Below are 24,182 nucleotides of genomic sequence, written 5' to 3'. Positions count from 1 at the left end.
CTCAGTGCCGGCGGGGCTTTTTAGTTTGGCTATCCGCTGCGACTAGCGGCGGGTATCCACCTGGACCAGAGGCTCGTCAGCTTGCGGTGGCAGCGGCTTGCGTTCGCGTGGAACGCGGGCCGGTGCGACTGCCTTGGCAGCGGCTTCCTGCGCGGCGCGCAGTTTGGCCGGATCGGTGGCTGCCAGCGTCAGGCCGGCGGAGCCGAGCACTGCTTGCAGATCGATCGGCGCCGACGGTGCAGCCACTGGCGCTGGTGCTGCCACCGGTGCAGGAGCAACGGCGACCGGAGCGACTGGCTCGGCAACCACTGGCGCTGCGACTGGCGCAGGAGCCGGGGTAGGCGCAGGTGCAGGTGCAGCAACCACCGGTGCGGTTTCGACGAAGGCTGGAGCGGCAACTTCGGCCACCACTGCCGGCGCTTCGGCGACGACTGGCTCAACCACTGGCGCTGCGACGACCGGTGCTTCGACCACGGCTGCTGGTGCTTCCACCACGGCTGCTACCGGCGCTGCTTCGACCACTGGCGCGGCTTCAACAACGACAGCGGCTGGCTGTTCAACCGGTGCTGGCGCGGCAACTGGTGCTGGCGTCGCAACTGCTGCAACGACTGGCTCGGCGGCTGGCGCTTCAACGGCTGGTGCTGCCACGACAGCTTCCGCTACCGGCGCTGCTGCAACTGCTGCCGCTTCGGCGACTGGCGCGAAGCTCAGGGCGATTTGTTCGCCTTGCTCGCCGGCTTCGGCTGCTGCCGATTCCTGGCCTTCAACGCCTTCCGTACCTTCCGCACCGTCGCGGTCGCGGCGATTGCGGTTGCGGCCACCACGACGACGGCGACGACGCGGCTCTTCACCGTCCACCGCTGCTTCGTTGTCATCGCCTTCAGGACCGGCGTTCGGCGCGGCTTTCAGGATGCTGGTGGTCGCTTCGGTCACAGGACCGGTCGACGGCACGCCTACGTTCAAGGCCAATTCTTCAACCTTGGCTTCGACTGGCGCTTTTTCGCCGCGCGGTTCGCGTGGAGGACGCGGGGCGCGTTCTGCGCGTTCCGGACGCTCGGCGCGTTCTGCGCGTTCGCGTGGAGCCTGGCCTTCTGCTGCCTGGTTTTCACGCGGTTCGCGTGGCTCGCGCGGTGGACGCGGTGGGCGTGGCGGACGGCCGTTGGCGTCTGCTGCCTTGGCTTCATCCTGGCCTGGGCGGGCTGCGCCTGGTTCGCGCTCTTCGCGCTCGCCACGGCCGCCGGCCTTGCCGTTACGGTTGCGGCCGCGTGGACCACGGGCGTTGCGGTCGCCACGGTCGCCCGATGGCGCCTTGACCACGATGGTCGGCTGCTGCGGCAGCACCGGGGTTTCCGGTTTGCCGGTGAAGAAGCTGATCAGCTTGGCGAAGAAACCTTGCTCGGCCGGTGCTGGCGTTGGGGCCGGCGCTGGCTTGATGACGGTTTCGGTCGGCTTGCGCTCGACCAGCGGTGCTGGCTGGTCCGGGGTGATGGTCTTGACCATGGCTTCCTGGCGCGGCTTGGCTTCTTCCTTCTGGCGCTTGCTGTAGGCCATGTCGGTTTCTGCTTGCTCGGCCAGCGAGTAGCTCGCCTGGCTGTCTTCCAGACGCGGATCGTCGTGCTTGATGCGCTCCAGTTTGTAGTGCGGGGTTTCCAGGTGCTTGTTCGGCACCAGGATGATGCTGATGCGGTGGCGGGTCTCGATCTTCAGCACTTCGCCGCGCTTTTCGTTCAGCAGGAAGGCTGCCACATCCACCGGCACTTGCACGTGGATGGTGGCCGAGTTTTCCTTCATGGCCTCTTCCTGGATGATGCGCAGCACTTGCAGTGCGGACGATTCGGTGTCGCGGATATGGCCGGTGCCGGAGCAGCGCGGGCAGGTCACGTGCGAACCTTCCGACAGCGACGGACGCAGGCGCTGACGCGACAGTTCCATCAGGCCGAAGCGGGAAATCTTGCCCATCTGGACGCGTGCACGGTCGTGGTGCAGCGCGTCTTTCAGGCGCTGTTCGACTTCGCGCTGGTTCTTGGCCACTTCCATGTCGATGAAGTCGATCACGATCAGGCCGCCCAAGTCGCGCAGGCGCAGCTGGCGGGCCACTTCTTCAGCGGCTTCGCAGTTGGTGTTGAAGGCGGTGGTTTCGATGTCCGAACCGCGGGTGGCGCGGGCCGAATTGACGTCGACCGAGACCAGGGCTTCGGTGTGGTCGATGACGATGGCGCCGCCCGATGGCAGCGGCACGGTGCGGCTGTAGGCGGTTTCGATCTGGTGTTCGATCTGGAAGCGGGAGAACAGCGGCACGTCGTCGCTGTAGCGCTTCACGCGGTGCACCATGTCCGGCATCACGTGGCTCATGAACTGGTGAGCTTGTTCGTAGATGTCGTCGGTGTCGATCAGGATTTCGCCGATGTCAGGCTGGAAGTAATCGCGGATGGCGCGGATTACCAGCGACGATTCCTGATAGATCAGGAAGGCGCCGGAAGCCGATTTGCCGGCGCCTTCGATCGCGCGCCACAGTTGCATCAGGTAGTTCAAGTCCCACTGCAGCTCGTCGACGTTGCGGCCGATGCCGGCGGTGCGGGCGATGACGGACATGCCTGGCGGCAGGTCCAGCTTGTCCATGGTTTCGCGCAGTTCCTGGCGCTCTTCACCTTCGACGCGGCGGGAAACACCACCACCGCGCGGGTTGTTCGGCATCAGGACCAGATAGCGGCCGGCCAGCGAGACGAAGGAGGTCAGGGCCGCGCCCTTGTTGCCGCGCTCTTCCTTTTCCACCTGGACCATGATTTCCTGGCCTTCGCGCAGCGCTTCCTTGACGGAGGCGTTGCGGACATCCACGCCTTCGCGGAAGTAAGTGCGTGCTACTTCCTTGAATGGCAGGAAACCGTGGCGATCTTCGCCGTAGCTGACGAAGCAAGCTTCCAGCGACGGTTCGATGCGGGTAATCACGCCTTTGTAGATGTTGGATTTGCGCTGTTCGCGGCCGGCGGTTTCGATGTCGATGTCGATCAATTTCTGACCGTCGACGATTGCTACGCGCAGTTCTTCTTGCTGCGTAGCATTAAACAACATGCGTTTCATTTTTATTAACTCCGCGACCCGTAGGTCATCTCTGTGCCGCTCGGTTTCTTAGGACCGAGGCAGCGTGGTACAGGGATATACGCGAGAATTAATGTGATTGCGGTGGGTATGCCCATCCTGTGCAGCGCAGAAACGCGAACGAAAACGTCCGCGTTGCGGCCGCAACTGGGCGCATGAGGTCGATCGACATGCCGAGTGCTCGCATCACCTGCAACTCATCCATGCGGCCCCTACGGACGGCAGAGAAATGCAGGCGGTGAGCAACGTCGTTGAGAGCCAAATCCTGACCAGGCTTACGTACTACAAGTATCGCAACTTCGCGAAGATACAATGCTTCAGGCTTGTTTCAGCCGTCCATCGAGCTTGCAGCAAAGCATGGGGTCTGGCGAAAACGGCAAGCGTTATCAACTTCATCAACCGGCCAGCTTGGTGCTAGACCAAGCTGGCCGGACTTTATCCTTACAATCCAACCATATTAATTCAGCATCCTTGCAGGCATCCGATTACAACAACGGTGCAACCTTGATTCCGGCAGGGGTGGTGCGTATACATTTTTTCCTCTGAATTTGCAATTTGGCGAGGCCAGTGGAGACGCCCCTGTGTAAAATGTGCTTTTATTCTTACACTTGCCGCAGATTGAACCGCAGCGAAACAATTATATATTCAAAATGAAGGACTTAGAGAGATTTCTGGGAAGACAGAGCAAATGAAGCAACAAAAAGATGTTATCCCACCTTCAACACCCCAGGTTGGCCTGCCGGTTCCGCTGCAAGCACAGTTCGTCACCATTACTGAAGAAGAAGCAGGTCAGCGCATCGACAACTACCTGCTGCGCGTATGCAAGGGTGTACCGAAAAGCCACGTCTATCGCATTTTGCGTTCAGGGGAAGTACGTGTTAACAAGGGCCGCATCGATCAACTGTACCGTCTGGTACAGGGCGATATCGTCCGTATTCCGCCGGTCCGCATCGCGGAAAAGGCCGACACCACCCATGTGCCGGCGGCCGAATTCAAGGTCATTTTCGAGGATTCCCACCTGCTGGTGATCGACAAGCCGGCCGGCGTGGCCGTGCACGGCGGTTCCGGCGTGTCCTTCGGCGTAATCGAGCAGCTGCGCGCATCGCGTCCGGACGCCAAGTTCCTGGAACTGGTGCACCGCCTGGACCGCGACACCTCCGGTTTGTTGTTGCTGGCGAAGAAACGTTCGGCGCTGACCAACCTGCACGAGCAGATGCGTGACGGCCATACGGACAAGCGCTATCTGACGATGGTGGCGGGCGACTGGAAAAATGCGCGTCAGCACGTCAAGCTGCCATTGCATAAGTACACCACCGCCGACGGCGAGCGCCGCGTGGCGGTGCAGGCCGACGGCATGCCGTCGCACACGGTGTTCACGCTGCTGAAGAAATTCAAGGATTTCGCGCTGCTGGAAGCCGAGCTGAAGACCGGACGCACGCACCAGATCCGCGTCCATCTGTCATCTTCCGGCTTCGCCATCGTAGGTGACGACAAATACGGCGATTTTGCGCTGAACCGCGTCTTGCTGAAGGCCGATGCCACGCGCGGTGCGCTCAAGCGCATGTTCCTGCACGCCCATCAGATTACGTTTACCCATCCGGATTCCGGCAAAATCATGACGCTGAATGCGCCTTTGGCCGCCGAATGTGAGCGATTCTTGGTAAGCTTGGGGAAACCTCTTAACTAATCGCAAATATTATTGAAGGAGCCGGCTTGCGGTAGCAGGCCGGAACACATGGCAAGAAAGCAATTTGATTTAATCGTCTTCGATTGGGATGGAACGTTGATGGATTCCACATCAACGATCGTGAAATGCATACAGGCGGCGGCGCGGGACTTGTCGTTGCCGATTCCGCGCGAAGAGCTTGCCGCCCATGTGATCGGCCTGGGCCTGCACGAAGCCATGCAAGCCGTGTTGCCGGAGATCGATCCATCCTATTATCCGCGCATGGTGGAGCGTTATCGCTATCACTTCCTGTCGCGCGATCACGAGCTGACGCTGTTCCCAGGCGTGCACGACATGCTGACCGAGCTGTCGCAGAACGGCTATTTTCTGGCCGTGGCGACCGGCAAGAGCCGTGTCGGCCTGAACCGCGCCATGAACGATGTCAAACTGCTGTCCATGTTTGACGCCACCCGTTGCGCGGACGAAACTTTTTCCAAGCCGCATCCCGCCATGCTGCAGGAGCTGACGCGCGAGTTGGGCCAGGATATGCGACGTACGGTGATGATCGGCGATACTTCGCACGATTTGCTGATGGCGAACAATGCCGGCGCGTCCGCTATTGCGGTCCAGTACGGCGCGCATCCGGCCGACCAGCTGGCGGCCTGCAATCCGCTGTACTCGGCCGCCACGGTGGCCGAGCTGCACCAATGGCTGAGCGAGCACGCATAATGGCGGACGAAGATATCCTGATCTGCGATGCCGATGCGGTGGTGGAGGGCGGCAAGGGCGTGCGCTTCCTGGTGACCGCCGGCGGCGACGACGGCACCGGTTTCGTGGTGCGCTATGGCGGCAAGGCGTATGCCTACCTGAACCGTTGTGCCCACGTGCCGATCGAGCTGGACTGGGCTGAAGGCGAGTTCTTCGAATCCAGCGGCTTGTACCTGATGTGCTCCACCCACGGCGCGATTTATGTGCCGGAAAGCGGTTTTTGCGCCGGAGGTCCGTGCAAAGGCGGACGTTTGCGCCCGATCACGGTAGTAGAGCGCGATCAGCAGATTTTCTGGCAACCGGATGACTATGTGCGCCCAGCGCGCGCCTGACTGTAACCATACGAGAACTATGAGCGATAACACGAGCGAAAATGGCGGCAACGGCACCGAAAAAACCGCAGCGGCCGCGCCGGCCCCGGCATCGCCACCGGCCAAGGTGACGGTCCAGGCTTCCAACTGGGAGCGCGAAGTGCTGGAAAAGCTGGTGTTTGCCACGCTCAAGGAGCAGAAGGCGTCGCGCCGCTGGGGGATATTCTTCAAGGCGGTGACCTTGCTGGTGGTGATCGTCGGCCTGAGCGCCTACCTGGACATCAGCTGGACCGGCTCGGAAGAGACGCTGGGCCGCCACACCGCGCTGATCGAAATCGAAGGCGCGATTGAATCGGAAGGCAGCGGCGCCGCCTCGGTGGTGATCCCTGCGCTGAACAAGGCGTTTTCCGACAGCGGTTCGGTGGCGGTGGTGATGCACATCAACAGCCCCGGCGGCAGCCCGGTGCAGGCCGGCATGATCGTCGACGAGATGGTGCGCCTGCGCAAAGGCTATCCGGCCAAGCCGCTGTACGTGGTGGTCGACGAGATCTGCGCCTCCGGCTGCTACTACATCGCCGCCGGCGCCGACCGCATCTACGTCAACAAGGCCAGCATCATCGGCTCGATCGGCGTGCTGATGGACGGCTTCGGCTTCACCGGCATCATGGAAAAAGTCGGCGTCGAGCGCCGTCTGCTGACGGCCGGCGAAAACAAGGGCTTCATGGACCCGTTCAGCCCGCTGACGGACAAGCACAGGCAATACGCGCAAGCTATGCTCAACGAGATCCACCAGCAATTCATCCAGGTGGTGCGCACCGGCCGCGGCAAGCGCCTGAAGGAAACCCCGGAGATGTTCTCCGGCCTGTTCTGGACCGGCGCCAAGTCCATCGACATGGGCCTGGCCGACGCCTTTGGCACCGTCGACAGCGTGGCGCGCGACGTGGTCAAGGCCGAAGACATCATCGACTACACCCAGCATGAAGGCTTGCCTGAACGCGTGCTGAAGAAATTCGGCGCGGCGATGGGCGCGGGGGCAATGAAATCGGCGGTGGACAACGTCAAACCCAGCTTGCGCTGACAGGGGGCGGTGTTAGTCACAGTGATAGGATCACTGGACTTCCGATTAACATTATCAATCCAGCCTTTTTCAGGCTTGCATATCCAAGCTGGTGGACTATAGTGGTGTTGTAGTTCTTTCCAAGGGGGGCCGATATAAACAGTTTATCTTGTTGTCAGCACGATCTTGTTCAGTTTGATGGAACTACTCAGCTGCATCATTGATGCGGAGTAGAGAGAATTTCGATTCCTCGTAAAGAGTCCTGTAATGGGGCTGAAAACAGCGGCGCAATGCCGCTGTTTTCAATTGCGGCGTCGCTTTGTGCGAAACCGCCGGCGTCCAGCCAGGCCAGGAAGCCCGCCTGCCGGGCGGCATGCCAGGGTTCTTGCGCGCCGCCGGAGGCGTCGCAGGGCGGCAGGCCGCTGCGGCAGCGCGCCAGCAGCAGTTCGGTTCTGTGCTTGGCGGCCTGTTCTTGTGCCGCTGTCGTGACGGTAAGTAAGGTAGACATGATGAGGGCCTGCTGAGTATTTCCTAGTGCATTAGGCGGATTCCTAATGAGGTTTCAGTTTATCAACGCAATCCGCGTGAGGCTTGATATGCATCAAGAAAGCTCACCGTCCTGGACAGATGCTGCGGCGCAAGGGGCGCTGCCTTTCCGCTGCCACCCGCATCCTGTAAAATCCGGCCATGAGCAAATTATCCCTAGACCGCATCCTGCAATCGCAGGGTTACGGCACCCGCAAGTATTGCCGTTCCCTCATTGAGGACGGCGAAGTCAGCATCGGCGGCGTGGTGCACGACAACTACAAGGCCAGCATCGAGACCGATGGCCTGGTACTGACCATCTTCGACGAGGAATGGGTGTACCGCGAACACCTGTACCTGGCGCTGCACAAACCGGCCAATTTCGAATGCTCGCGCAAGCCCAGCCACCATCCGGGCGTGCTGACCTTGCTGCCTGAGCAGTTCAGCTGGCGCGAAGTCCAGCCGGTCGGCCGCCTCGACCATGACACCACCGGCATGCTGCTGATGTCGGACGACGGCCCCTTCATCCACGCGCAATCGTCGCCCAAGCGCCATGTGCCGAAGATTTACCAGGCCACGACCCAGGAGCCCGTCACCGACGAGCTGGTGGCGCAACTGTTGTCCGGCGTGCAGCTGCACGACGAGCCGGCGCCGCTGGCGGCGCAGACCTGCGTCAAGCGCGGCGAACACCAGCTGGAAATCGTGCTGGAGCAGGGCAAGTATCACCAGGTCAAGCGCATGCTGGCGGCCGCCGGCAACCATTGCAGCGCCTTGCACCGTTCGGCGATCGGCACGCTGACGCTGGAATCGCTGGGCCTGGCCGAGGGCGAGTGGTGCTATCTGACGCCGGAACAGCTGGCGATGCTGGCGCCTGCCGCATGAAGCTGGCAACGCTGAAAGACGGTACCCGCGACGGCCAGCTGATGGTGGTGTCGCGCGACCTGAAAACCGCGCAACTGGCCGACGGCGTGGCGCGCACCTTGCAGCGCGCGCTGGACGACTGGACTTTCATCGCGCCGCAGCTGGAAGCGATCTATCAGGACTTGAATCATGGCCGCGCCCGCCGCAGCTTCGACTTCGAGCCGCAGAACTGCATGGCGCCGCTGCCGCGCGCCTTCCAGTGGGCCGACGGTTCGGCTTACGTCAATCACGTCGAGCTGGTGCGCAAGGCGCGCGGCGCCGAGCTGCCGCCGTCGTTCTGGGAAGATCCGCTGATGTACCAGGGCGGCAGCGACGATTTCCTCGGGCCGACCGACGATATCGCGCTGTTCCATGAGGAATGGGGCATCGATTTCGAGGCCGAGGTGGCGGTCATCACCGACGACGTGCCCATGGGCGCGACGGCGGACCAGGCGCACCAGCGCATCCGCCTGCTGATGCTGGTCAACGACGTCTCGCTGCGCAACCTGATTCCCGAGGAACTGGCCAAGGGCTTCGGCTTCGTCCAGTCCAAGCCGGCCACCAGCTTCTCGCCGGTGGCGGTCACGCCGGACGAGCTGGACGACGCCTGGAAGGGCGGCAAGGTGCACCTGCCGCTGCTGTCGACCTGGAACGGCAAGCTGGTCGGCAAGCCGCAGGCCGGCGTCGACATGGTGTTCAACTTCCCGCAACTGATCGCCCACCTGGCCAAGTCGCGCAATGTGCGGGCCGGGTCCATCATCGGCTCGGGCACGGTGTCCAACAAGGACGCCAAGCGCGGCTATTCCTGCATCGCCGAACAGCGCTGCCTGGAGATGATCGCCGGCGGCCAGCCGGTCACGCCGTTCATGGCCTTCGGCGACAGCATCCGCATCGAAATGCTGAACGGCGACGGCAAATCCGTGTTTGGCGCCATCGAGCAGACCGTCAAACAAGCCGAGCACCGCAAGTCCTGGTAATTGCCGCACGGAATCTACGAGCAGGCCCGGAAATACCGCCGTATTCCTCCGATGGCCTGTCCTCGCCGCAGCCGATAATGGCACGGTCGAGATAAACCCCGCAGCAGGCAGACCCCATGGCAGAAGACAGCGACGCAGAAAAGACCGAACCCGCGTCACCGAAGCGCCTCGAGCAGGCGCGTGAGGAAGGCGACGTTCCCCGTTCGCGGGAAGTGGCGACGTTTACCGTGCTGATGGCGGCCGGCGCCGGCCTGTGGATGACCGGCGACGGGCTGATACGACAACTTCATTCCGCCCTGGTGTCCGGCCTGACGCTGAACCAGGAGCAAATCTTCGACGCCGACATCCTGATCAACCGCATCCTGGTCGACGTGGTGCGGGTGATGCTCGCCTGCCTGCCGCTGGGCGTGGCGGTGATGGTGGTCGCGCTGGCGTCGCCGCTGCTGGTCGGCGGCTGGCTGTTCAGCGGCAAGGCGATCGCGCCCAACTTCAACAAACTCAATCCCGCCAACGGCCTCGGCAATATGTTCTCGTCCAACTCGCTGGTCGAGCTGTTCAAGGCGGTGGCCAAGGCGCTGGTGGTCGGCCTGGTGGCCTGGCTGGTGGTCATGAAGCAGAAGGATGCCGTGATCGGCCTGGCGGTCGAGCCGCTCAAGCTGGGCGTGGCGCACACGCTCAATATGCTGGGCAGCAGCTTCCTGTTCATCGTCGGCGCGCTCGGCTTCATCGCCGCCATCGACGGTCCGTACCAGATGTGGCACTACGCGAACAAGCTGAAGATGACCCGCCAGGAGCTGATCCAGGAATCCAAGGAATCGGACGGCAATCCGCAGATCAAGGCCAAGATCCGCCAGCTGCAGCGCGAGATGGCCAAGCGCCGCATGATGGCCGACGTGCCGACCGCCGACGTGGTCGTCACCAACCCGACCCACTATGCGGTGGCGCTGAAGTACAGCGACGGCATGCGCGGCGCGCCGAAAGTGGTGGCCAAGGGCACCGACGAAGTGGCGGCCAAAATCCGCGAGATCGCCCGCGAGAACAAGGTGACCTTGCTGGAAGCGCCGGCGCTGGCCCGCGCGCTGCACAAGCACACCGAGATCGGCGACGAGATTCCGGAAGCGCTGTACTCGGCCGTGGCCGAAGTGCTGGCCTATGTGTTCCAGCTGCGCCTGTTCAGCAAGGGCAATGGCAACCGTCCTGATGTGCCGAAGACGCTCGATGTACCGCCTGAGCTCGATCCGCTCAACCCCGCATCGCAAAAGAAGAAACCTGACTTGAATAACGGAGCACCTGCATGAACGCCTTGAGCAACCTGAAACTGCCACCATGGCTGCAAGGCATCGCCAACAGCCGCAACAAGAGCAGCCTGGCCGCGCCTATCCTGATCATCATGCTGCTGGCGATGATGGTGCTGCCGCTGCCGGCGTTTGTGCTCGACATCTTCTTCAGCTTCAATATCGCGCTGGCGGTGATCGTGCTGCTGACCAGCCTGTACACGGTCAAGCCGCTGGACTTCATGGCTTTCCCGACCATCCTGCTGGTATCGACCATGCTGCGCCTGTCGCTGAACGTGGCGTCGACCCGCGTGGTGCTGACCGAAGGCCATACCGGCGCCGACGCGGCCGGCAAGGTGATCGAAGCGTTCGGCCACTTCCTGATCGGCGGTAACTACACGGTCGGTATCGTGGTGTTCATTATTTTGACGATCATTAACTTCACCGTGGTGACCAAGGGCGCGGGCCGTATCGCCGAGGTGGGAGCGCGTTTCGCCCTGGATGCGATGCCGGGCAAGCAGATGGCGATCGACGCCGACCTCAACGCCGGCCTGATCGGCGAGGCCGAAGCCCGCAAGCGCCGCAGCGAAGTGGCGCAGGAAGCGGAATTCTATGGCGCCATGGACGGTGCCAGTAAGTATGTGCGCGGCGATGCCGTGGCCGGTATTCTAGTGACGGTGATTAACGTGGTCGGCGGTCTGCTGGTCGGCCTGTTGCAGCACGACCTGACCTTTGCCGACGCGTTGAAGAACTACACGCTGCTGGCCATCGGTGACGGCCTGGTGGCGCAGATTCCATCGCTGGTGATTTCCACCGCGGCCGGTATTGTGGTGTCGCGCGTGGCCAGCGAGCAGGACATCGGCACCCAGGTGGTGGGGCAGTTGTTCGCCAAGCCGCAGGTGCTGTACATCACCGCCGCCATCATCGGCGGCATGGGTCTGATACCCGGCATGCCGAACCTGGTGTTCCTGCTGCTGGCCGGCGTGCTGGCCGGTTCGGCCTACCTGATGACGCGCAAGGCCGAAGCCGGCAAGACCGCCGAAGTGGCGGCGGCCGAGGCTGCCGCTGCGTCGCCGGCCGCCGCGCCGGAGCAGGAAGAGGCCAGCTGGCAGGACATCATGCCGGTCGATACGCTGGGCCTGGAAGTGGGCTATCGTCTGATCCCGCTGGTGGACAAGACGCAGGGCGGCGAGCTGCTCAAGCGCATCAAGGGCATCCGCAAGAAGTTTGCGCAGGAGGTGGGTTTCCTGGCGCCGCCGGTGCACATCCGCGACAACCTGGAATTGAAGCCGTCGGCCTACCGCATCACGCTCAAGGGCGTGGAAGTGGGCACGGGCGAGGCCTTCAACGGCCAGTTCCTGGCGATCAATCCTGGCATGGCCAGCGGCACCTTGCCGGGCCTGGTGACGAGCGATCCGGCCTTCGGCCTGCCGGCCACGTGGATCGACGCCAATCTGCGCGACCAGGCGCAGGGCATGGGCTATACGGTGGTCGACGCCGGCACGGTGGTGGCGACCCATTTGAACCATTTGATCACCACGCACGCGTCCGAGCTGCTGGGCCGCGCCGAGGTGCAGGCGCTGCTCGATCATCTGGGCAAGGATGCGCCCAAGCTGGTGGAGGATCTGGTGCCGAAGATGGTGTCGCTGTCGACTTTGCAGAAGGTGCTGCAGAACCTGCTGGTGGAGGGCGTGCACATTCGCGACATGCGTTCCATCATCGAGACGCTGGCCGAGCATGCCGTGCATACGCAGGATCCGAGCGACTTGACCGCGCTGGTGCGTATCTCGCTGGGTCGCGCCATCGTGCAGCAGCTGTTCCCCGGCGCCACCGAGTTGTCGGTGATGACGCTGGATAATCGCCTGGAGCGCTTGCTGATGCAGGCGCTGGCGGCCAGCGGTCCCGACGGTGCTGGTATCGAGCCTGGGCTGGCCGACACCATCGCTCAGCAGGCGCAGCAGGCGGCGCAGCAGCAGGAGGCGCTGGGCTTGACGCCGGTGCTGCTGGTGCCGGGCCCGCTGCGGGCCTTGCTGTCGCGCTTCCTGCGCCGCGCGCTGCCGCAGCTGAAGGTGCTGTCGCATGCGGAAATCCCGGAGACCAAGACCATCCGCGTGACGGCGCTGGTGGGCCAGCAGCCGGCCTGAGTTTGAGCGGATCGCGCATGCATCCATGCGGGCGGCCTAGACTGTCCGCATGGATGACGACGATTTCGATACGCCGTGGAAGGAGGTGGTCATGTGCCACTTTCCGGAATTCATGGCCTTCTACTTCCCCCTTGCGCATGCCGCGATCGACTGGTCGCGGCCGCACACTTTTCTCGATCAGGAGTTCGGCGCGCTGACGCGCGATGCGGAACTGGGCAAGCGCGTGCTCGACAAGCTGGTCAGCGTGCATTTGCATGACGGCAGTGAGCAATGGGTGCTGGTGCATCTGGAGGTGCAGGGCTGGCGTGATGCGCGGTTCGCTGAGCGCATGTTTGTCTACAATTATCGTGTCTACGATCGCTATCGGCGACCTGTCGCCAGCCTGGCGTTGCTGGCGGACGATGGCAGGCGTTGGCGGCCTTCGTCGTTTGCTTATCGTCTGCTTGGTTGCAGGATGGGGATTGAATTCCCTGTCGTTAAACTGCTGGACTATGCTGATCGCCTTGATGAACTACGGCAGCACGAGAATCCCTTTGCGCTGGTGACAATGGCGCATTTGCAGGCGCGGCAGACCAAGGGCAACGCCCATCGGCGCCGCATCGCCAAGTGGAAGCTCACCAAGCTACTGTATCTGCGTGATTGGGACAGGCAGCGTATCATCAACTTGTACCGGGTGATCGACTGGATCATGCGCTTGCCGGCGGGGCTAGAGGTACGTTTACGATCTGGCATGTTGGAAATAGAAAGGAGGAGGGCCATGGTCTACTTGTCTTCTATTGAACGTATTGGAATGGAAATTGGCCGGAAAGAAGGCTTGAAATTAGGCCTTCAAGAGGGCCGGCAAGAGGGCCGACAAGAGGGCAGACAAGAGGGCAGACAAGAGGGCAGACAAGAGGGCAGACAAGAGGGGTGGGCTGAAGGGCTTACCGCGTTGCTTGTTCAGCGCTTTGGCCCGCTCGATGCGCACGTGCTGTTACGCATCGCCGAGGCCGACGTGCCGCAGCTGTCCGCTTGGGCGCGTAACTTTGTCGATGCCACCTCGCTGGACGAGGTTTTTCGCAGCAGTTAAGCCGCCTCGGCCGCAATGGGGAAATGCGGCCCATTTCTACCCCTGTTCATCGGATCGTTTCCAGAGTGCATCGTCAATAATGGCACTGTCAGAGTAAAGGCGTCTCATCCGGAAGACGCACTGCTCGACTTAGATTCCTGAGAGCCGGCCATGAACGTCAAAAAATTTACCGCACCGACATCCCGCGAGGCACTGCGCAAAGTGCGCGAGTCGCTCGGCCCCGATGCCGTGATCCTGTCCAACCGCCAGGCCGATGGCGGCGTTGAAATCCTCGCGCTGGCCAACGACGATGCCGCTTCGCTGGCCATGCCTGCGCCGCATTCGCCGATGGCCGATCCGGCGCCGTCGCTCGACCTGACCACCGCCGTGCCGCAAGCCCGCGCCGATCAGCGTCTGGAGCCACGCATGGAATCGCGCATGGAGCCCCGCTTCGAGAACAACTACCCAACCCCGGCCGCCCTGCCAGCGCAACCGGTGCGCCGCGTGGTGGCTTCCGCCGCGTCGTTCGCCAGCGCCACCAAGGCCGCAGCACCGGCTCCGGCTCCGGCCACGATGGATGTCGACCAGATCGCCGCCATGGTGACGGCCGCCGTCGCCAGCGCCAAGCAGAACGCTGCCGCCGAAATGCAGAACATGATGGGCGAAATCCGCGCCATGCGCGGCATGATGGAAACCCAGCTGGCCGAAATCTCCTGGGGCACGACGCAAGCGCGCGAGCCGCAGAAAGCCACCGTGCTGCGCGAGATGCTGGCGGCCGGTTTCTCGGCCAGCCTGGCGCGCTACCTGATCGAAAAACTGCCGGCCGGCCGCGACGCCGCCGACAGCATGCGCTGGATCAAGAACGTCCTGACCCGCAACCTGCAAACCATGGCCAATGAAGACGCGCTGATCGAACAGGGCGGCGTGTTCGCGCTGGTCGGTCCGACCGGCGTCGGCAAGACCACCAGCACCGCCAAGCTGGCCGCGCGCTGCGTGATGCGCCACGGCCCGGACAAGCTGGCGCTGATCACCACCGACGCCTATCGTATCGGCGCCCACGAGCAGCTGCGTATCTACGGCAAGATCCTCGGCGTGATGGTGCACTCGGTCAAGGACGAGGCCGACCTGCGCATCGCCCTCAAGGAATTGAAGAACAAGCACACCGTGCTGATCGACACTGTCGGCGTCAGCCAGCGCGACCAGATGGTGACCGAACAGGTGTCGATGCTGCAAGGCGCCGGCTCGGACGTCAAGCGCCTGCTGTGCCTGAACGCCACGGCGACCCAGGAAACCCTGAACGAAGTGGTGCGCGCCTACCAGGGCAGCGGCCTGGCCGGATGCATCATGACCAAGCTGGACGAAGCCGCCGCGATCGGCAATGTGCTCGACGTGGTGATCCGCCAGAAGCTGAACCTGTTCTACGTGTCGAACGGCCAGCGCGTGCCGGAAGACCTGCACCTGGCCGATCCGGCCTACCTGATCGACCGCGCTTTCAAGCTGAAACGCGATATCGTCAACACCCAATACCTGGACGCCGAACTGCCTCTGCTGATGAGCAACGGCGAACAAGCGATGCGCGAGGTGCACCTTGGCTAATTTCGATTTCGACCAGGCGGAGGGACTGCGCCGCATGCTGGCGGGGCCGCAGCCCCGCATCGTCACCTTCCTGTCGGCCTCGCCGCAGGACGACAAGGGCGCCATGCTGGTCAACCTGGGTGCCTCGCTGGCCCGCGCCGGCAATGATGTGCTGCTGGTCGATGCCTGCGCCAGCGCCCACGGCGTGGCGTCGCGCCTGGGCGTGGACGGCGGCGCCAGCCTGCTCAACGTGGCGCGCCAGGAGTGCGCGCTGAACCAGGTGATCCACCAGGTGCCGCAAGGTTTTGCTGTGGCGTCGATGACACGCGGCCTGCCGCGCAGCGGCCCGGACGAGACCCGCCGCCTGGCCAAGGCCTTCGATGTGCTGGCCAAACAGACCGGCATCGTCATCGTCGACGGCGAGTTCGACGGCGTGGCCTTCCCTGTGCCGGTCATGGCCAGCTCGGAAATCGTGGTGCAGGTGTCGAATAGCGCTACCTCGATCAAGGCCGCTTACAGTATGATCAAGCGCCTGAACCAGGAGCTGGGCCGCCGGCCGTTTGGAATTCTGGTCACCGGGGCTTCCGAATCGGAAGCAAAGGTGGTATACGATAATATGGCACAGGCAGCTAGCCGATACTTGGCGGTGAACCTCGTTTCGATGGGATCGGTGCCGGCGGATGAATACCTGCAACGCGCGGCACGCTTGGGGCGTGCGGTGGTCGATGCATTTCCGCTGGCCGGGGCTTCGGTCGCGTTTCGTCAACTGGCGGGGCGCTTCGCGCTGGCCGGCTCGCCATCTTTCCGTTAAGGGAGCATCAATATTTTAGCGCTTAATCAATAATAAACAGGCTATGTACACGGTCAAAGGGAAAGCGGACAAGGATTCTTTGCTGACGGAGCATATGCCGTTGGTGAAGCGCCTGGCCCATCACATGAAGGCGAAACTGCCGCCCAGCGTCGAAGTCGACGATCTGGTGCAAGCCGGGATGATCGGCCTGCTCGACGCCATCAGCCGTTACGAGGAAACGCACGGCGCCCAGTTCGAAACCTATGCCGTGCTGCGCATCCGCGGCGCCATGCTGGACGAGCTGCGCAACAGCGACTGGCTGCCGCGCTCGATGCGCCAGAACATGCGCAAGATCGAAACCGCGATGAGCACCCTGCAGCAGCGCCTGGGCCATCCGCCGACCGAGTCGGAAGTGGCCAAGATGCTCAAGCTGTCGCTGGCCGACTATCAGGAAATGCTGTCCGAAGGCGGCGGCCACCAGCTGGTGTACTACGAAGATTTTCACGACGACGACGGCAACGACAGCTTCCTCGACCGCTATGCGGCGGACGATGATGCGGACCCGCTGCGCTCGCTGCTGGACGGCGACTTCCGCCAGGCCGTGATCGATGCCATCGACGCCCTGCCGCCGCGCGAGAAGATTCTGATGGGGCTGTACTACGAAGAGGAGCTCAACTTGAAAGAAATCGGCGCCGTGATGGGCGTATCGGAATCGCGCGTATCGCAGTTGCATACGCAGGCCGTGGCGCGTCTGCGCGCCTCACTTCGGGAGCGGTCTTGGACTGGGCCAGCGTAGCCGGGGTGCTGCTGGCGCTGGCCGGCATCGTCATCGGCCAGACGCTGGAAGGCGGCAAATTATCCTCGCTGCTGCAACCGGCCGCGTTCGCGATCGTGGTGGTCGGCACCTTTGGCGCCGTCATGCTGCAGACCCGTTTTCAAACCTTCCTGCGCGGCCTGCGCATGCTGCGGCTGGTGTTCGCGCCGCCGGCCGACACCCGCGCCGTGCTGGCGCGCGACATCAACGCCTGGAACCTGGCGGCGCGGCGCGACGGCCTGCTGTCGCTGGAGCGCTACATGCTGGCGTCCAAGGACAAGTTCAACACCAAGGGGCTGCGCCTGATCGTCGACGGCATCAATCCCGACAAGTTGCGCCAGATCCTCGACACCGAGATCACCGCCTTCGAAACCGAGGAGCGGCAGGCGGTGCGCATCTGGGAGTCGGCGGCCGGCTACTCGCCCACCATCGGCATCCTGGGCGCCGTGCTGGGTTTGATCCACGTGATGGAAAACCTCACCGATCCGAGCAAGCTCGGCTCAGGCATCGCGGTGGCCTTCGTCTCGACCATCTACGGCGTCGGCCTGGCCAATCTGTTCTTCTACCCGATCGCCAACAAGCTCAAGGCCATCGTCACCCAGGCCGTGCACCAGCAGGAAATCGCCGCCGCCGTGTTCTACGACATCGCCACCGGCGACCATACGCGCGTCATCGACGAGCGCATCGCCACGCTGATGCGGGAGCACTGACGTGCAGAACCGGCGCGCGCGCAGGAAGTTCGACGACGAACCGGAGAACCACGAGCGCTGGTTGATCTCCTACGCCGACTTCATCACGCTGCTGTTCGCCTTCTTCGTCGTCATGTATGCGATTTCGGTGGTCAATATCGGCCAGTACAAGGTGCTGTCGGTGGCGCTGGGCGACGCTTTTGGCGGCGCCGGCTCGGCCAAGCCGGTCAATACCGAAGTGCCCAACCTGCCCATCCCCAACCCCAACCTGAAGCGCCACGCCGAACTGCTGCGCAAGGAAAAGACCCAGATGACCAAGCTGGCGCAGGACTTGTTGTCCACGCTGGCGCCGCTGGTCAAGGAGGGCAAGGTGCGGGTGACGCAAAATAGCCGCGGCGTCAGCGTCGAGATCAACGCCTCGGTGCTGTTCGATCCGGGCGAGGCGCGCCTGACCAATGAATCGACCGAAGCGCTGCGCGCCGTCGCCAGCCTGCTGAAAAGCGACGACCACAAGGTGCAGGTCGAAGGCCACACCGACAACCAGCCGATCCGCAATACGCTGTTCCCCTCCAACTGGGAATTGTCGGCGGTGCGCGCCAGCAGCGTGGTGCGGCTGTTCATCGACGCCGGCGTGGCGCCGGAGCGGCTGACGGCGGTGGGTTTCAGCGCCAACGTGCCGGTGGCGCCGAACGACAATCCGATCGGGCGCGCGCGCAATCGCCGCGTGGCGGTCACGATCTTGTCCGGTATTCCGGACGCGGTAACGGAGTTGCCGACGACGCCGCAGCAGTAGGCGGGCAGTAGGCGGAATTAAAATCAGCCGGCTAAAAAGCCGCGGCTGCGGGGCAGGGAAGTGGACAGGCCGCCGGGGCCATAGAAGTTGTTCGCAGCCGCCGTTTGCGGACGCAGCGCTTGCAGCGCGCCTTGCGCATGGTTCATCTGCTTGTTGATCAGCATGCCGTTGATGCGGTTCAGTTCCTTGGCTGCGCGCGCATGTTGCTGCAGCGCTTGCCACAGGGCGGTCGCTTCGGCGGCATCGGCGCCGCAGGCGGCAGCCCAGGCATCCATGCCGGCTTCCTCGGCCGGGTAGCCGGCCTTGCCCAGGGCGCGGTGGCGCTGGGCCGACAACAGGGTCATCTGCGTGACCAGTGCCGATTTCTTCGTGGTGAGGGCCGTCAGGCCATCGATTTCCGCCGCCACCAGGTATTGCTGCTCCTGCTTCAGGACGCCCAGCAGGGTCGTCATGATGTGTTCTTCTTCGCGCAGGCTGTTCAGCGGGGTAGCGGTTGACATGGTAGACCTATCGTTTGCGAGAGTGCAGCAGATCCTTGACTGTATCCAGCAAGCCATCCGCCACTTTTTCCGAGTTGACCTGGAACTGGCCGTCGGCTATCGCCAGCTTGATGCGTTCGACTTTTTTCGTGTCGAACACCGCGCTGTTGCCGCCGGCCGCACTGGCCGCCAATGCCTGGCCTTGCGGCGACAGGCGCACATTGTCGGACGTTGCAGGCGTCGCCGGGGCTGCCGCCTTGTCTGCGCCGCGCGCAGTCGAGGTGGAAGCCGGGGTCGACGACGGCAAGCCGGTCGTGCTCTTCAATGTATCGTTAATTTTCACAGCTATATCCTTCTCTGGTAGGAGTACGAAACTCCGGGATCTGAGTATGTAACGGCGGCTGCGCCCAAAACTTTAGCGTTGCCGTGCCTCAAGACCCCTGGCGTTCGATCAAAACGCCACCTCCACCAGCCCGCCTGCCTTGGCGATTCCCGTGATTTGTTGCCCACCGGAAGTTTTTACCTGCACTACCTGGCCGTCGCCGGCCGTGCTCATGGCGCGGGCCTCGGCCGATACGCTGAAACCGTTGCCGCTGGACACCAGGCGCACCAGTTGTCCGGATTGCACCACCGGCTTGCTGCGCAGCGTATCGAGGCGCAGCGGAGTGCCTGGCGGCAATGAAATATTGGTGCTGCGGCCGATCACCTGGCCCATGTCGGTGGCTATGCCGGCCGGCAACATGGTCAGATCGCCCTTCAGCGTCACCAGCTGGCCGGCTTCGATGGTCTGGCCCTGGGCCAGCGGCGCCGCGCTGGCGATGTAGTCGCCGACCACGGTGACCGTGGCTTGTATATAGATCGTCCAGGCCGCTGGTGACGCGCAGCGCACGCCGACCGTGGTCTTGCCCCAGGCGCGCGCGCCGGGCATGAAAAAGGCTTGCGGCTCGGCGCAGGCGGCCAGGTTCATGCGCGGGTCGACCGCGCCGACCGCCACCGTCACCTGGCCCGGCAGGCCGCCGCTCTGTACTTGCAGGAACTGTTCGACGCTGCGTTTGAGCGCGGCCGGGTCTTGATAAGCGCCAGGGCGCGGCGCGGCGGCTTGCTGGGCGGTGGCCGCCGGCAGCAAGGCCAGCAGGGCGGCAGTAGTGAGCAGTCGTTTCATGGCGTGAATATCCCCTTCAATATTGCCATCATAGTCTGGCGGTCTGAACTTGAAGCCTTGAATAGGACCGAAAAGCGCTTGCTTATCGCTCGATGGTGTCGATCGGCAACTCCGTATCATCGATCCTGTCATAACAAGTGTGTCCATTGGGAGCTGCCATGGTTGGGAAACTCGACGATTACCTGCGCTTTAACGAAGCTGCGCTGGGCTTGCGTTCACAGCGCCAGAGCGTGCTCGCCTCGAATATTGCCAACGGCGACACCCCGAACTACAAGGCACGCGACATCGATTTCAGCAGCGCGATGCAGGCCGCGCTGGACAAGGCCAGCCCGAGCGCGGCGGCCAGCCTGAAGACCACGGCCAGCAAGCATTACCCCAACCCTCCACAAGACGGCGGCACCATGGCGGACGGTACGCCGCTGCTGTACCGCGGCGTGGTGCAGGGCGCGGTCGACGGCAACACGGTCGACATGGACGTCGAACGCAACCAGTTCGCCGACAACGCCATCCGCTACGAGGCCGGCATCACCGCAATCAACGCCCAGATCAAGAACATGATGGCGGCGATCCAGGGAGGTAACTAATCATGTCGCTGTTTAATATTTTCAATGTTTCCGGTTCGGCCATGAGCGCGCAGGCGCAGCGCCTGAACGTGGTGGCGTCCAACCTGGCCAATGCCGACAGCGCCACCAGCGCCAGCGGCGAGGCCTACCGCGCGCGCCAGGTGGTGTTCGAGGCGACCACGCCGACCTCCGGCGGCGCCGCCACCGGCGTGCGCGTCAAGCAGGTGGTGGAAGACCAGTCGCCGATGAAACAGATGTACGACCCCAAGCATCCGATGGCGGATGACAAGGGTTATGTGACCATGCCCAACGTCAATGTGGTGGATGAGATGGTCAATATGCTGTCGGCCTCGCGGTCCTACCAGACCAACGTCGAGACCATGAATGCGGCCAAGACCCTGCTGCTCAAAACCCTGACCATCGGCCAGTAATCTTTAAGAGGCAATCATGACTATTAGCGGAGTGATCGACACGCCACCGGCGGCCGCGGTCAATACCACCAGCGGTACTGGCAGCACCGCCAGCACCAAGAACGCCAACGACATCGGCGCGGACCAGGACAAGTTCATGAAGCTGCTGGTCACGCAGCTGAAGAACCAGGATCCGCTGAACCCGATGGACAACGCGGCCATGACCAGCCAGCTGGCCCAGCTGTCGACGGTGACCGGCATTAACAAGGTCAACGCCACGCTGGAATCGCTGCGCACCGACCAGGCCAACGCGCAATCGCTGACGGCCACCAATCTGATCGGCAAGGGCGTGCTGGTGGCGGGCAAGGGCGTCGAGCTGTCGAGCAGCACCGACTCGGCCGGCAAGACCACCAGCACCAGCGTGTTCGGCATCGACCTGGCCACGGCCGCCGACAGCGTGACCATCTCGATCCAGGACAAGGCCGGCAACACGGTGCGTACCATGAGCATGAAGAACACCGATATCGGCACCTACCCGATCACCTGGGACGGCACCACCGACGCCAAGACCGCCGCGCCGGACGGCAGCTACACCTTTACGGTCAAGGCGGTCAGCGGCGGCAAGACGCTGACCGACTCCACCGCGCTGCAACTGGCGGCCGTGGCCAGCGTGTCGACCGGCAGCGGCGGCGTCAAGCTGAACACCTCGCTCGGACAATTCGCGATGTCCGATGTTAAAGAAGTTTTGTAACGTACCTCATACCTAGCATAGGGGAATACCATGTTCCAACAAGGACTTAGCGGCCTGAACGCAGCATCCAAATCGCTGGACGTTATCGGCAACAATATCGCCAACGCCAGCACCGTTGGTTTCAAGGGCTCGCAGGCGCAGTTTGCCGACCTGTACGCCAATTCGCTGAACGGCGTGTCGGGCAACAACCCGGGCATCGGTGTGATGACGTCGAAGCTGGCCCAGCAATTCAGCCAGGGCAATATCGAAACCAGCAACAACCCGCTGGACATCTCCATCAACGGCGGCGGCTTCTTCCGCGAAGTGGTCAACGGCGCGGTGCAGTATTCGCGCAATGGCCAGTTCCATGAAGACAATACCCACACCCTGGTCAATGCCCAGGGCGCGGTGCTGACCGGTTACCTGTCGAACGCGGCCGGCGTGATCCAGCTCGGCGCGCCAGTGCCGCTGACCCTGGACAAGTCCGATTTGACGCCGGTGCAGACCACCACCGCCAACTTCCAGCTGAACCTGAGCTCGGCCGAGAAAGTACCCGCCAAGGTGCCGTTCGACGCCGGCGATCCGACCAGCTACAACAAGCAGACCGTGCTGAACGTGTACGACAGCCTGGGCACTTCGCACATCATGACGACCTACTACGTCAAGACCGATGCCAATACCTGGGACGTGTATGCGGCCGCCGACAACAAGGAAATCATTTCCGGCAGCGTGGCCGCAGCGATCAACAGCGACCTCCCGACGCTCGCCGCGCGCACCGCGTATAACGATGCGGTGCGCGCGACGCCGCCGGTGCCGACCGACATCGCCATCGCTGCCGGCACTTATGCGACGCAAGCCTACAATACGATGCTGGCGGCGGCCAGCGTGCCGCCGGCCGCCGCCTCGCAGGCGCAGCTCGATGCGCTGACCGCTGCCTACACCGCGCTCGATCCGACCAGCAGCGGTCAGATCACCGGCATGACGCCGGACCAGATCAACGCCAAGCTGGCGGCCGCCATCACGGTGCCAGCCGTCAAGGTCGGCACGCTGCTGTTCAGCAAATCCGGCGTGCTGGACCCGGAGGCGATGGCCTTGATGCAGCCGACGCCGCAAACGCTGCCGTTCAATATCCAGCTGCCGATCTTCCCGGACACCGGTTCCCAGCAGCCGCTGACGGTCGCCACCACGTTCGACAAGACCACGCAGTACGGCAGCGTCACCAACGACCTGGGCTCGGTGCAGAATGGTTACTCGGCCGGTTCGTGGCAGCGTTACGCCATCGACGCCAACGGCGTGATCCTGGGCCAGTACAGCAACGGCAAGGCGCGTCCGATGGGGCAGATCGCCATGGCCAACTTCGCCAGCGTCGACGGCCTGACGCCGCTGGGCAACAACGCCTGGGCGGAAAGCTCGGCCTCGGGCACGCCGCAGGTCGGGGTGCCGAACGCCGGCTCGATGGGCTCGCTGCGCGCCAGCTCGGTCGAAGTGTCGAACGTCGACCTGACGGCCGAACTGGTCAACATGATCACCGCGCAGCGCGTCTACCAGGCCAATGCGCAGACCATCAAGACCGAGGATTCGGTGCTGCAAACCCTGGTGAATCTGCGTTAATGCGCTGCGTTAATCGGAGATAGCCATGGACCGCCTGGTTTATACCGCGATGACAGGGGCGCGGCACGTGATGGAGCAGCAAGCCACCGTTGCCAACAACCTGTCCAACGCCACCACCACCGGCTTCCGCGCGCAGCTCGATACGTTTCGGGCGGTGCCGGTGGTGTCGGAAGGCTTGCCCACGCGCGCCTTCGTGGTCGATTCCACGGTGGGCGCCGACATGCGCGCCGGCCCGATCCAGACCACCGGCCGCGCGCTGGACATCGCGATACGCGACCAGGGCTGGATCGCGGTGCAGTCGGCCGACGGTTCGGAAGCCTACACCCGCAACGGCAGCCTGAAGGTCAGCGAGAACGGCCTGCTGCAAACCACCAGCGGCCAGACGCTGGTGGGCGACGGCGGCCCGATCGCCATCCCGCCCGACACCACGGTGATGGTGGCCGGCGACGGCACGGTCAGCACCATCTCCACCGATTTCAAGCCCGGCCCGGCCAATGTGCTGGGGCGGATCAAGCTGGTCAACCCCGACCCCAAGGGCCTGGTGCGCGGCGACGACGGCCTGTTCCGCCAGGTCAGCGGCACGCCGGCCGAGAACGACCCGGCGGTGCGCGTGGTCGATGGCGCGCTGGAGGGCAGCAATGTCAATCCGGTCGATTCCATGGTCAACATGATCAGTCTGGCAAGGCAGTTCGAAATGCAAATGAGTTTGCTGAAGAACGCCGAGAATAACGCCGCAAAAGCCACCCAGATCCTCGCTTTGAGTTGATGACCTCTCCCGCATAATGATTGCATGGGATGAG

24 protein-coding genes are annotated in these 24,182 nt (G+C 63.2%); 19 read left to right on the top strand and 5 right to left on the bottom strand.

Going from position 1 to position 24,182, the window contains the following annotated elements; translation table 11 throughout:
• Positions 1 to 42: 42 nt before the first annotated feature.
• On the bottom strand, positions 43 to 3,078 hold the full coding sequence (locus tag GEV02_RS17950; protein WP_152839281.1) for an Rne/Rng family ribonuclease: 3,036 nt from the start codon (positions 3,076 to 3,078) through the stop codon (positions 43 to 45).
• A 706-nt stretch (positions 3,079 to 3,784) separates the two neighbouring features.
• Between GEV02_RS17950 and GEV02_RS17945 the strand changes: the two genes are divergently transcribed.
• Genes GEV02_RS17945 through GEV02_RS17930 form a run of 4 tightly spaced genes read left to right on the top strand, consistent with a single transcriptional unit; the run spans position 3,785 to position 6,919 of the window.
• Entirely contained in the window at positions 3,785 to 4,783 is a 999-nt protein-coding gene (locus GEV02_RS17945) for an RluA family pseudouridine synthase (protein WP_152839280.1), read from the top strand.
• A 48-nt stretch (positions 4,784 to 4,831) separates the two neighbouring features.
• On the top strand, positions 4,832 to 5,491 hold the full coding sequence (locus tag GEV02_RS17940) for an HAD-IIIA family hydrolase (protein WP_043481300.1): 660 nt from the start codon (positions 4,832 to 4,834) through the stop codon (positions 5,489 to 5,491).
• Positions 5,491 to 5,862 carry a Rieske (2Fe-2S) protein gene (locus tag GEV02_RS17935; protein WP_152839279.1) on the top strand — a complete coding sequence of 124 codons (372 nt, stop codon included), beginning with the start codon at positions 5,491 to 5,493 and terminating at the stop codon, positions 5,860 to 5,862. The genes GEV02_RS17940 and GEV02_RS17935 overlap by 1 nt, the downstream gene beginning before the upstream one ends.
• Positions 5,863 to 5,881: 19 nt before the next feature.
• Entirely contained in the window at positions 5,882 to 6,919 is a 1,038-nt protein-coding gene (locus tag GEV02_RS17930; RefSeq protein WP_152839278.1) for a S49 family peptidase, read from the top strand.
• 196 nt (positions 6,920 to 7,115) lie between these two features.
• On the opposite strand, the gene GEV02_RS17925 is transcribed toward GEV02_RS17930, so the two are convergent.
• The gene (locus GEV02_RS17925; protein ID WP_152839277.1) at positions 7,116 to 7,406 is read right to left on the bottom strand and encodes a hypothetical protein; all 291 of its coding nucleotides are present in this window, start codon (positions 7,404 to 7,406) and stop codon (positions 7,116 to 7,118) included.
• A 179-nt stretch (positions 7,407 to 7,585) separates the two neighbouring features.
• Here GEV02_RS17925 and GEV02_RS17920 point away from each other — a divergent pair, with 179 nt between their 5' ends.
• From GEV02_RS17920 to motD, 10 genes are all read left to right on the top strand, one after another.
• The gene (locus GEV02_RS17920) at positions 7,586 to 8,305 is read left to right on the top strand and encodes a pseudouridine synthase (protein ID WP_152839276.1); all 720 of its coding nucleotides are present in this window, start codon (positions 7,586 to 7,588) and stop codon (positions 8,303 to 8,305) included.
• Positions 8,302 to 9,300, top strand: a complete 999-nt coding sequence (locus GEV02_RS17915) for a fumarylacetoacetate hydrolase family protein (RefSeq protein ID WP_152839275.1) — start codon at positions 8,302 to 8,304, stop codon at positions 9,298 to 9,300. The genes GEV02_RS17920 and GEV02_RS17915 overlap by 4 nt, the downstream gene beginning before the upstream one ends.
• A 116-nt stretch (positions 9,301 to 9,416) precedes the next feature.
• Positions 9,417 to 10,598, top strand: coding sequence for a flagellar biosynthesis protein FlhB (gene flhB, locus GEV02_RS17910; RefSeq protein WP_152839274.1), 1,182 nt, complete (start codon positions 9,417 to 9,419; stop codon positions 10,596 to 10,598).
• Positions 10,595 to 12,718, top strand: coding sequence for a flagellar biosynthesis protein FlhA (gene flhA, locus GEV02_RS17905; protein ID WP_152839273.1), 2,124 nt, complete (start codon positions 10,595 to 10,597; stop codon positions 12,716 to 12,718). Before flhB ends, flhA begins: the two co-directional genes overlap by 4 nt.
• A 49-nt stretch (positions 12,719 to 12,767) precedes the next feature.
• A complete protein-coding gene (locus GEV02_RS17900) occupies positions 12,768 to 13,787 on the top strand; it encodes an RpnC/YadD family protein (RefSeq protein ID WP_152839272.1) in 1,020 nt (339 codons plus the stop codon).
• A 150-nt stretch (positions 13,788 to 13,937) separates the two neighbouring features.
• Positions 13,938 to 15,362 carry a flagellar biosynthesis protein FlhF gene (gene flhF / locus GEV02_RS17895; protein ID WP_152839271.1) on the top strand — a complete coding sequence of 475 codons (1,425 nt, stop codon included), beginning with the start codon at positions 13,938 to 13,940 and terminating at the stop codon, positions 15,360 to 15,362.
• Positions 15,355 to 16,152 (top strand): MinD/ParA family ATP-binding protein, encoded by a 798-nt coding sequence (locus GEV02_RS17890; protein WP_152805849.1) that lies wholly within the window; start codon positions 15,355 to 15,357, stop codon positions 16,150 to 16,152. The genes flhF and GEV02_RS17890 overlap by 8 nt, the downstream gene beginning before the upstream one ends.
• Before the next feature lie 43 nt (positions 16,153 to 16,195).
• Positions 16,196 to 16,927 (top strand): RNA polymerase sigma factor FliA, encoded by a 732-nt coding sequence (locus GEV02_RS17885; protein WP_008451383.1) that lies wholly within the window; start codon positions 16,196 to 16,198, stop codon positions 16,925 to 16,927.
• Positions 16,909 to 17,655, top strand: a complete 747-nt coding sequence (locus GEV02_RS17880; RefSeq protein ID WP_152839270.1) for a flagellar motor protein — start codon at positions 16,909 to 16,911, stop codon at positions 17,653 to 17,655. Before GEV02_RS17885 ends, GEV02_RS17880 begins: the two co-directional genes overlap by 19 nt.
• A gap of 1 nt (position 17,656) precedes the next feature.
• Positions 17,657 to 18,427, top strand: coding sequence for a flagellar motor protein MotD (motD, locus tag GEV02_RS17875; RefSeq protein WP_328595846.1), 771 nt, complete (start codon positions 17,657 to 17,659; stop codon positions 18,425 to 18,427).
• Positions 18,428 to 18,450: 23 nt separating this feature from the next.
• Here the strand turns inward: motD and GEV02_RS17870 are convergent, their stop codons facing one another.
• From GEV02_RS17870 to flgA, 3 genes are all read right to left on the bottom strand, one after another.
• Positions 18,451 to 18,927 carry a flagella synthesis protein FlgN gene (locus tag GEV02_RS17870; RefSeq protein WP_152839269.1) on the bottom strand — a complete coding sequence of 159 codons (477 nt, stop codon included), beginning with the start codon at positions 18,925 to 18,927 and terminating at the stop codon, positions 18,451 to 18,453.
• Positions 18,928 to 18,934: 7 nt separating this feature from the next.
• Positions 18,935 to 19,249, bottom strand: a complete 315-nt coding sequence (flgM, locus tag GEV02_RS17865; protein WP_328595845.1) for a flagellar biosynthesis anti-sigma factor FlgM — start codon at positions 19,247 to 19,249, stop codon at positions 18,935 to 18,937.
• Between the two features lie 108 nt (positions 19,250 to 19,357).
• A complete protein-coding gene (gene flgA, locus GEV02_RS17860) occupies positions 19,358 to 20,068 on the bottom strand; it encodes a flagellar basal body P-ring formation chaperone FlgA (RefSeq protein ID WP_152839268.1) in 711 nt (236 codons plus the stop codon).
• Positions 20,069 to 20,226: 158 nt separating this feature from the next.
• On the opposite strand from flgA, the gene flgB reads away from it, so the two are divergent.
• From flgB to flgF, 5 genes are read left to right on the top strand one after another with little or no spacing between them, the layout of a single operon-like run.
• Positions 20,227 to 20,652: a flagellar basal body rod protein FlgB gene (gene flgB / locus GEV02_RS17855; RefSeq protein WP_152839267.1), complete on the top strand. Its 426-nt coding sequence runs from the start codon at positions 20,227 to 20,229 to the stop codon at positions 20,650 to 20,652.
• A gap of 2 nt (positions 20,653 to 20,654) precedes the next feature.
• Positions 20,655 to 21,062: a flagellar basal body rod protein FlgC gene (gene flgC, locus GEV02_RS17850; protein ID WP_152839266.1), complete on the top strand. Its 408-nt coding sequence runs from the start codon at positions 20,655 to 20,657 to the stop codon at positions 21,060 to 21,062.
• Positions 21,063 to 21,078: 16 nt separating this feature from the next.
• Positions 21,079 to 21,792, top strand: coding sequence for a flagellar hook assembly protein FlgD (locus tag GEV02_RS17845; RefSeq protein WP_152839265.1), 714 nt, complete (start codon positions 21,079 to 21,081; stop codon positions 21,790 to 21,792).
• Between the two features lie 30 nt (positions 21,793 to 21,822).
• Complete coding sequence (locus tag GEV02_RS17840) at positions 21,823 to 23,382, top strand: flagellar hook protein FlgE (protein ID WP_152839264.1); 1,560 nt, start codon at positions 21,823 to 21,825, stop codon at positions 23,380 to 23,382.
• A 25-nt stretch (positions 23,383 to 23,407) separates the two neighbouring features.
• Positions 23,408 to 24,148 (top strand): flagellar basal-body rod protein FlgF, encoded by a 741-nt coding sequence (gene flgF / locus GEV02_RS17835; protein WP_152839263.1) that lies wholly within the window; start codon positions 23,408 to 23,410, stop codon positions 24,146 to 24,148.
• The last annotated feature ends 34 nt before the right edge of the window (positions 24,149 to 24,182 follow it).

This window comes from Rugamonas aquatica (assembly GCF_009380215.1).
In the GTDB taxonomy this organism is placed as follows: domain Bacteria; phylum Pseudomonadota; class Gammaproteobacteria; order Burkholderiales; family Burkholderiaceae_D; genus Rugamonas; species Rugamonas aquatica_B.
This window is presented reverse-complemented; position numbering and strand designations above follow the sequence as displayed.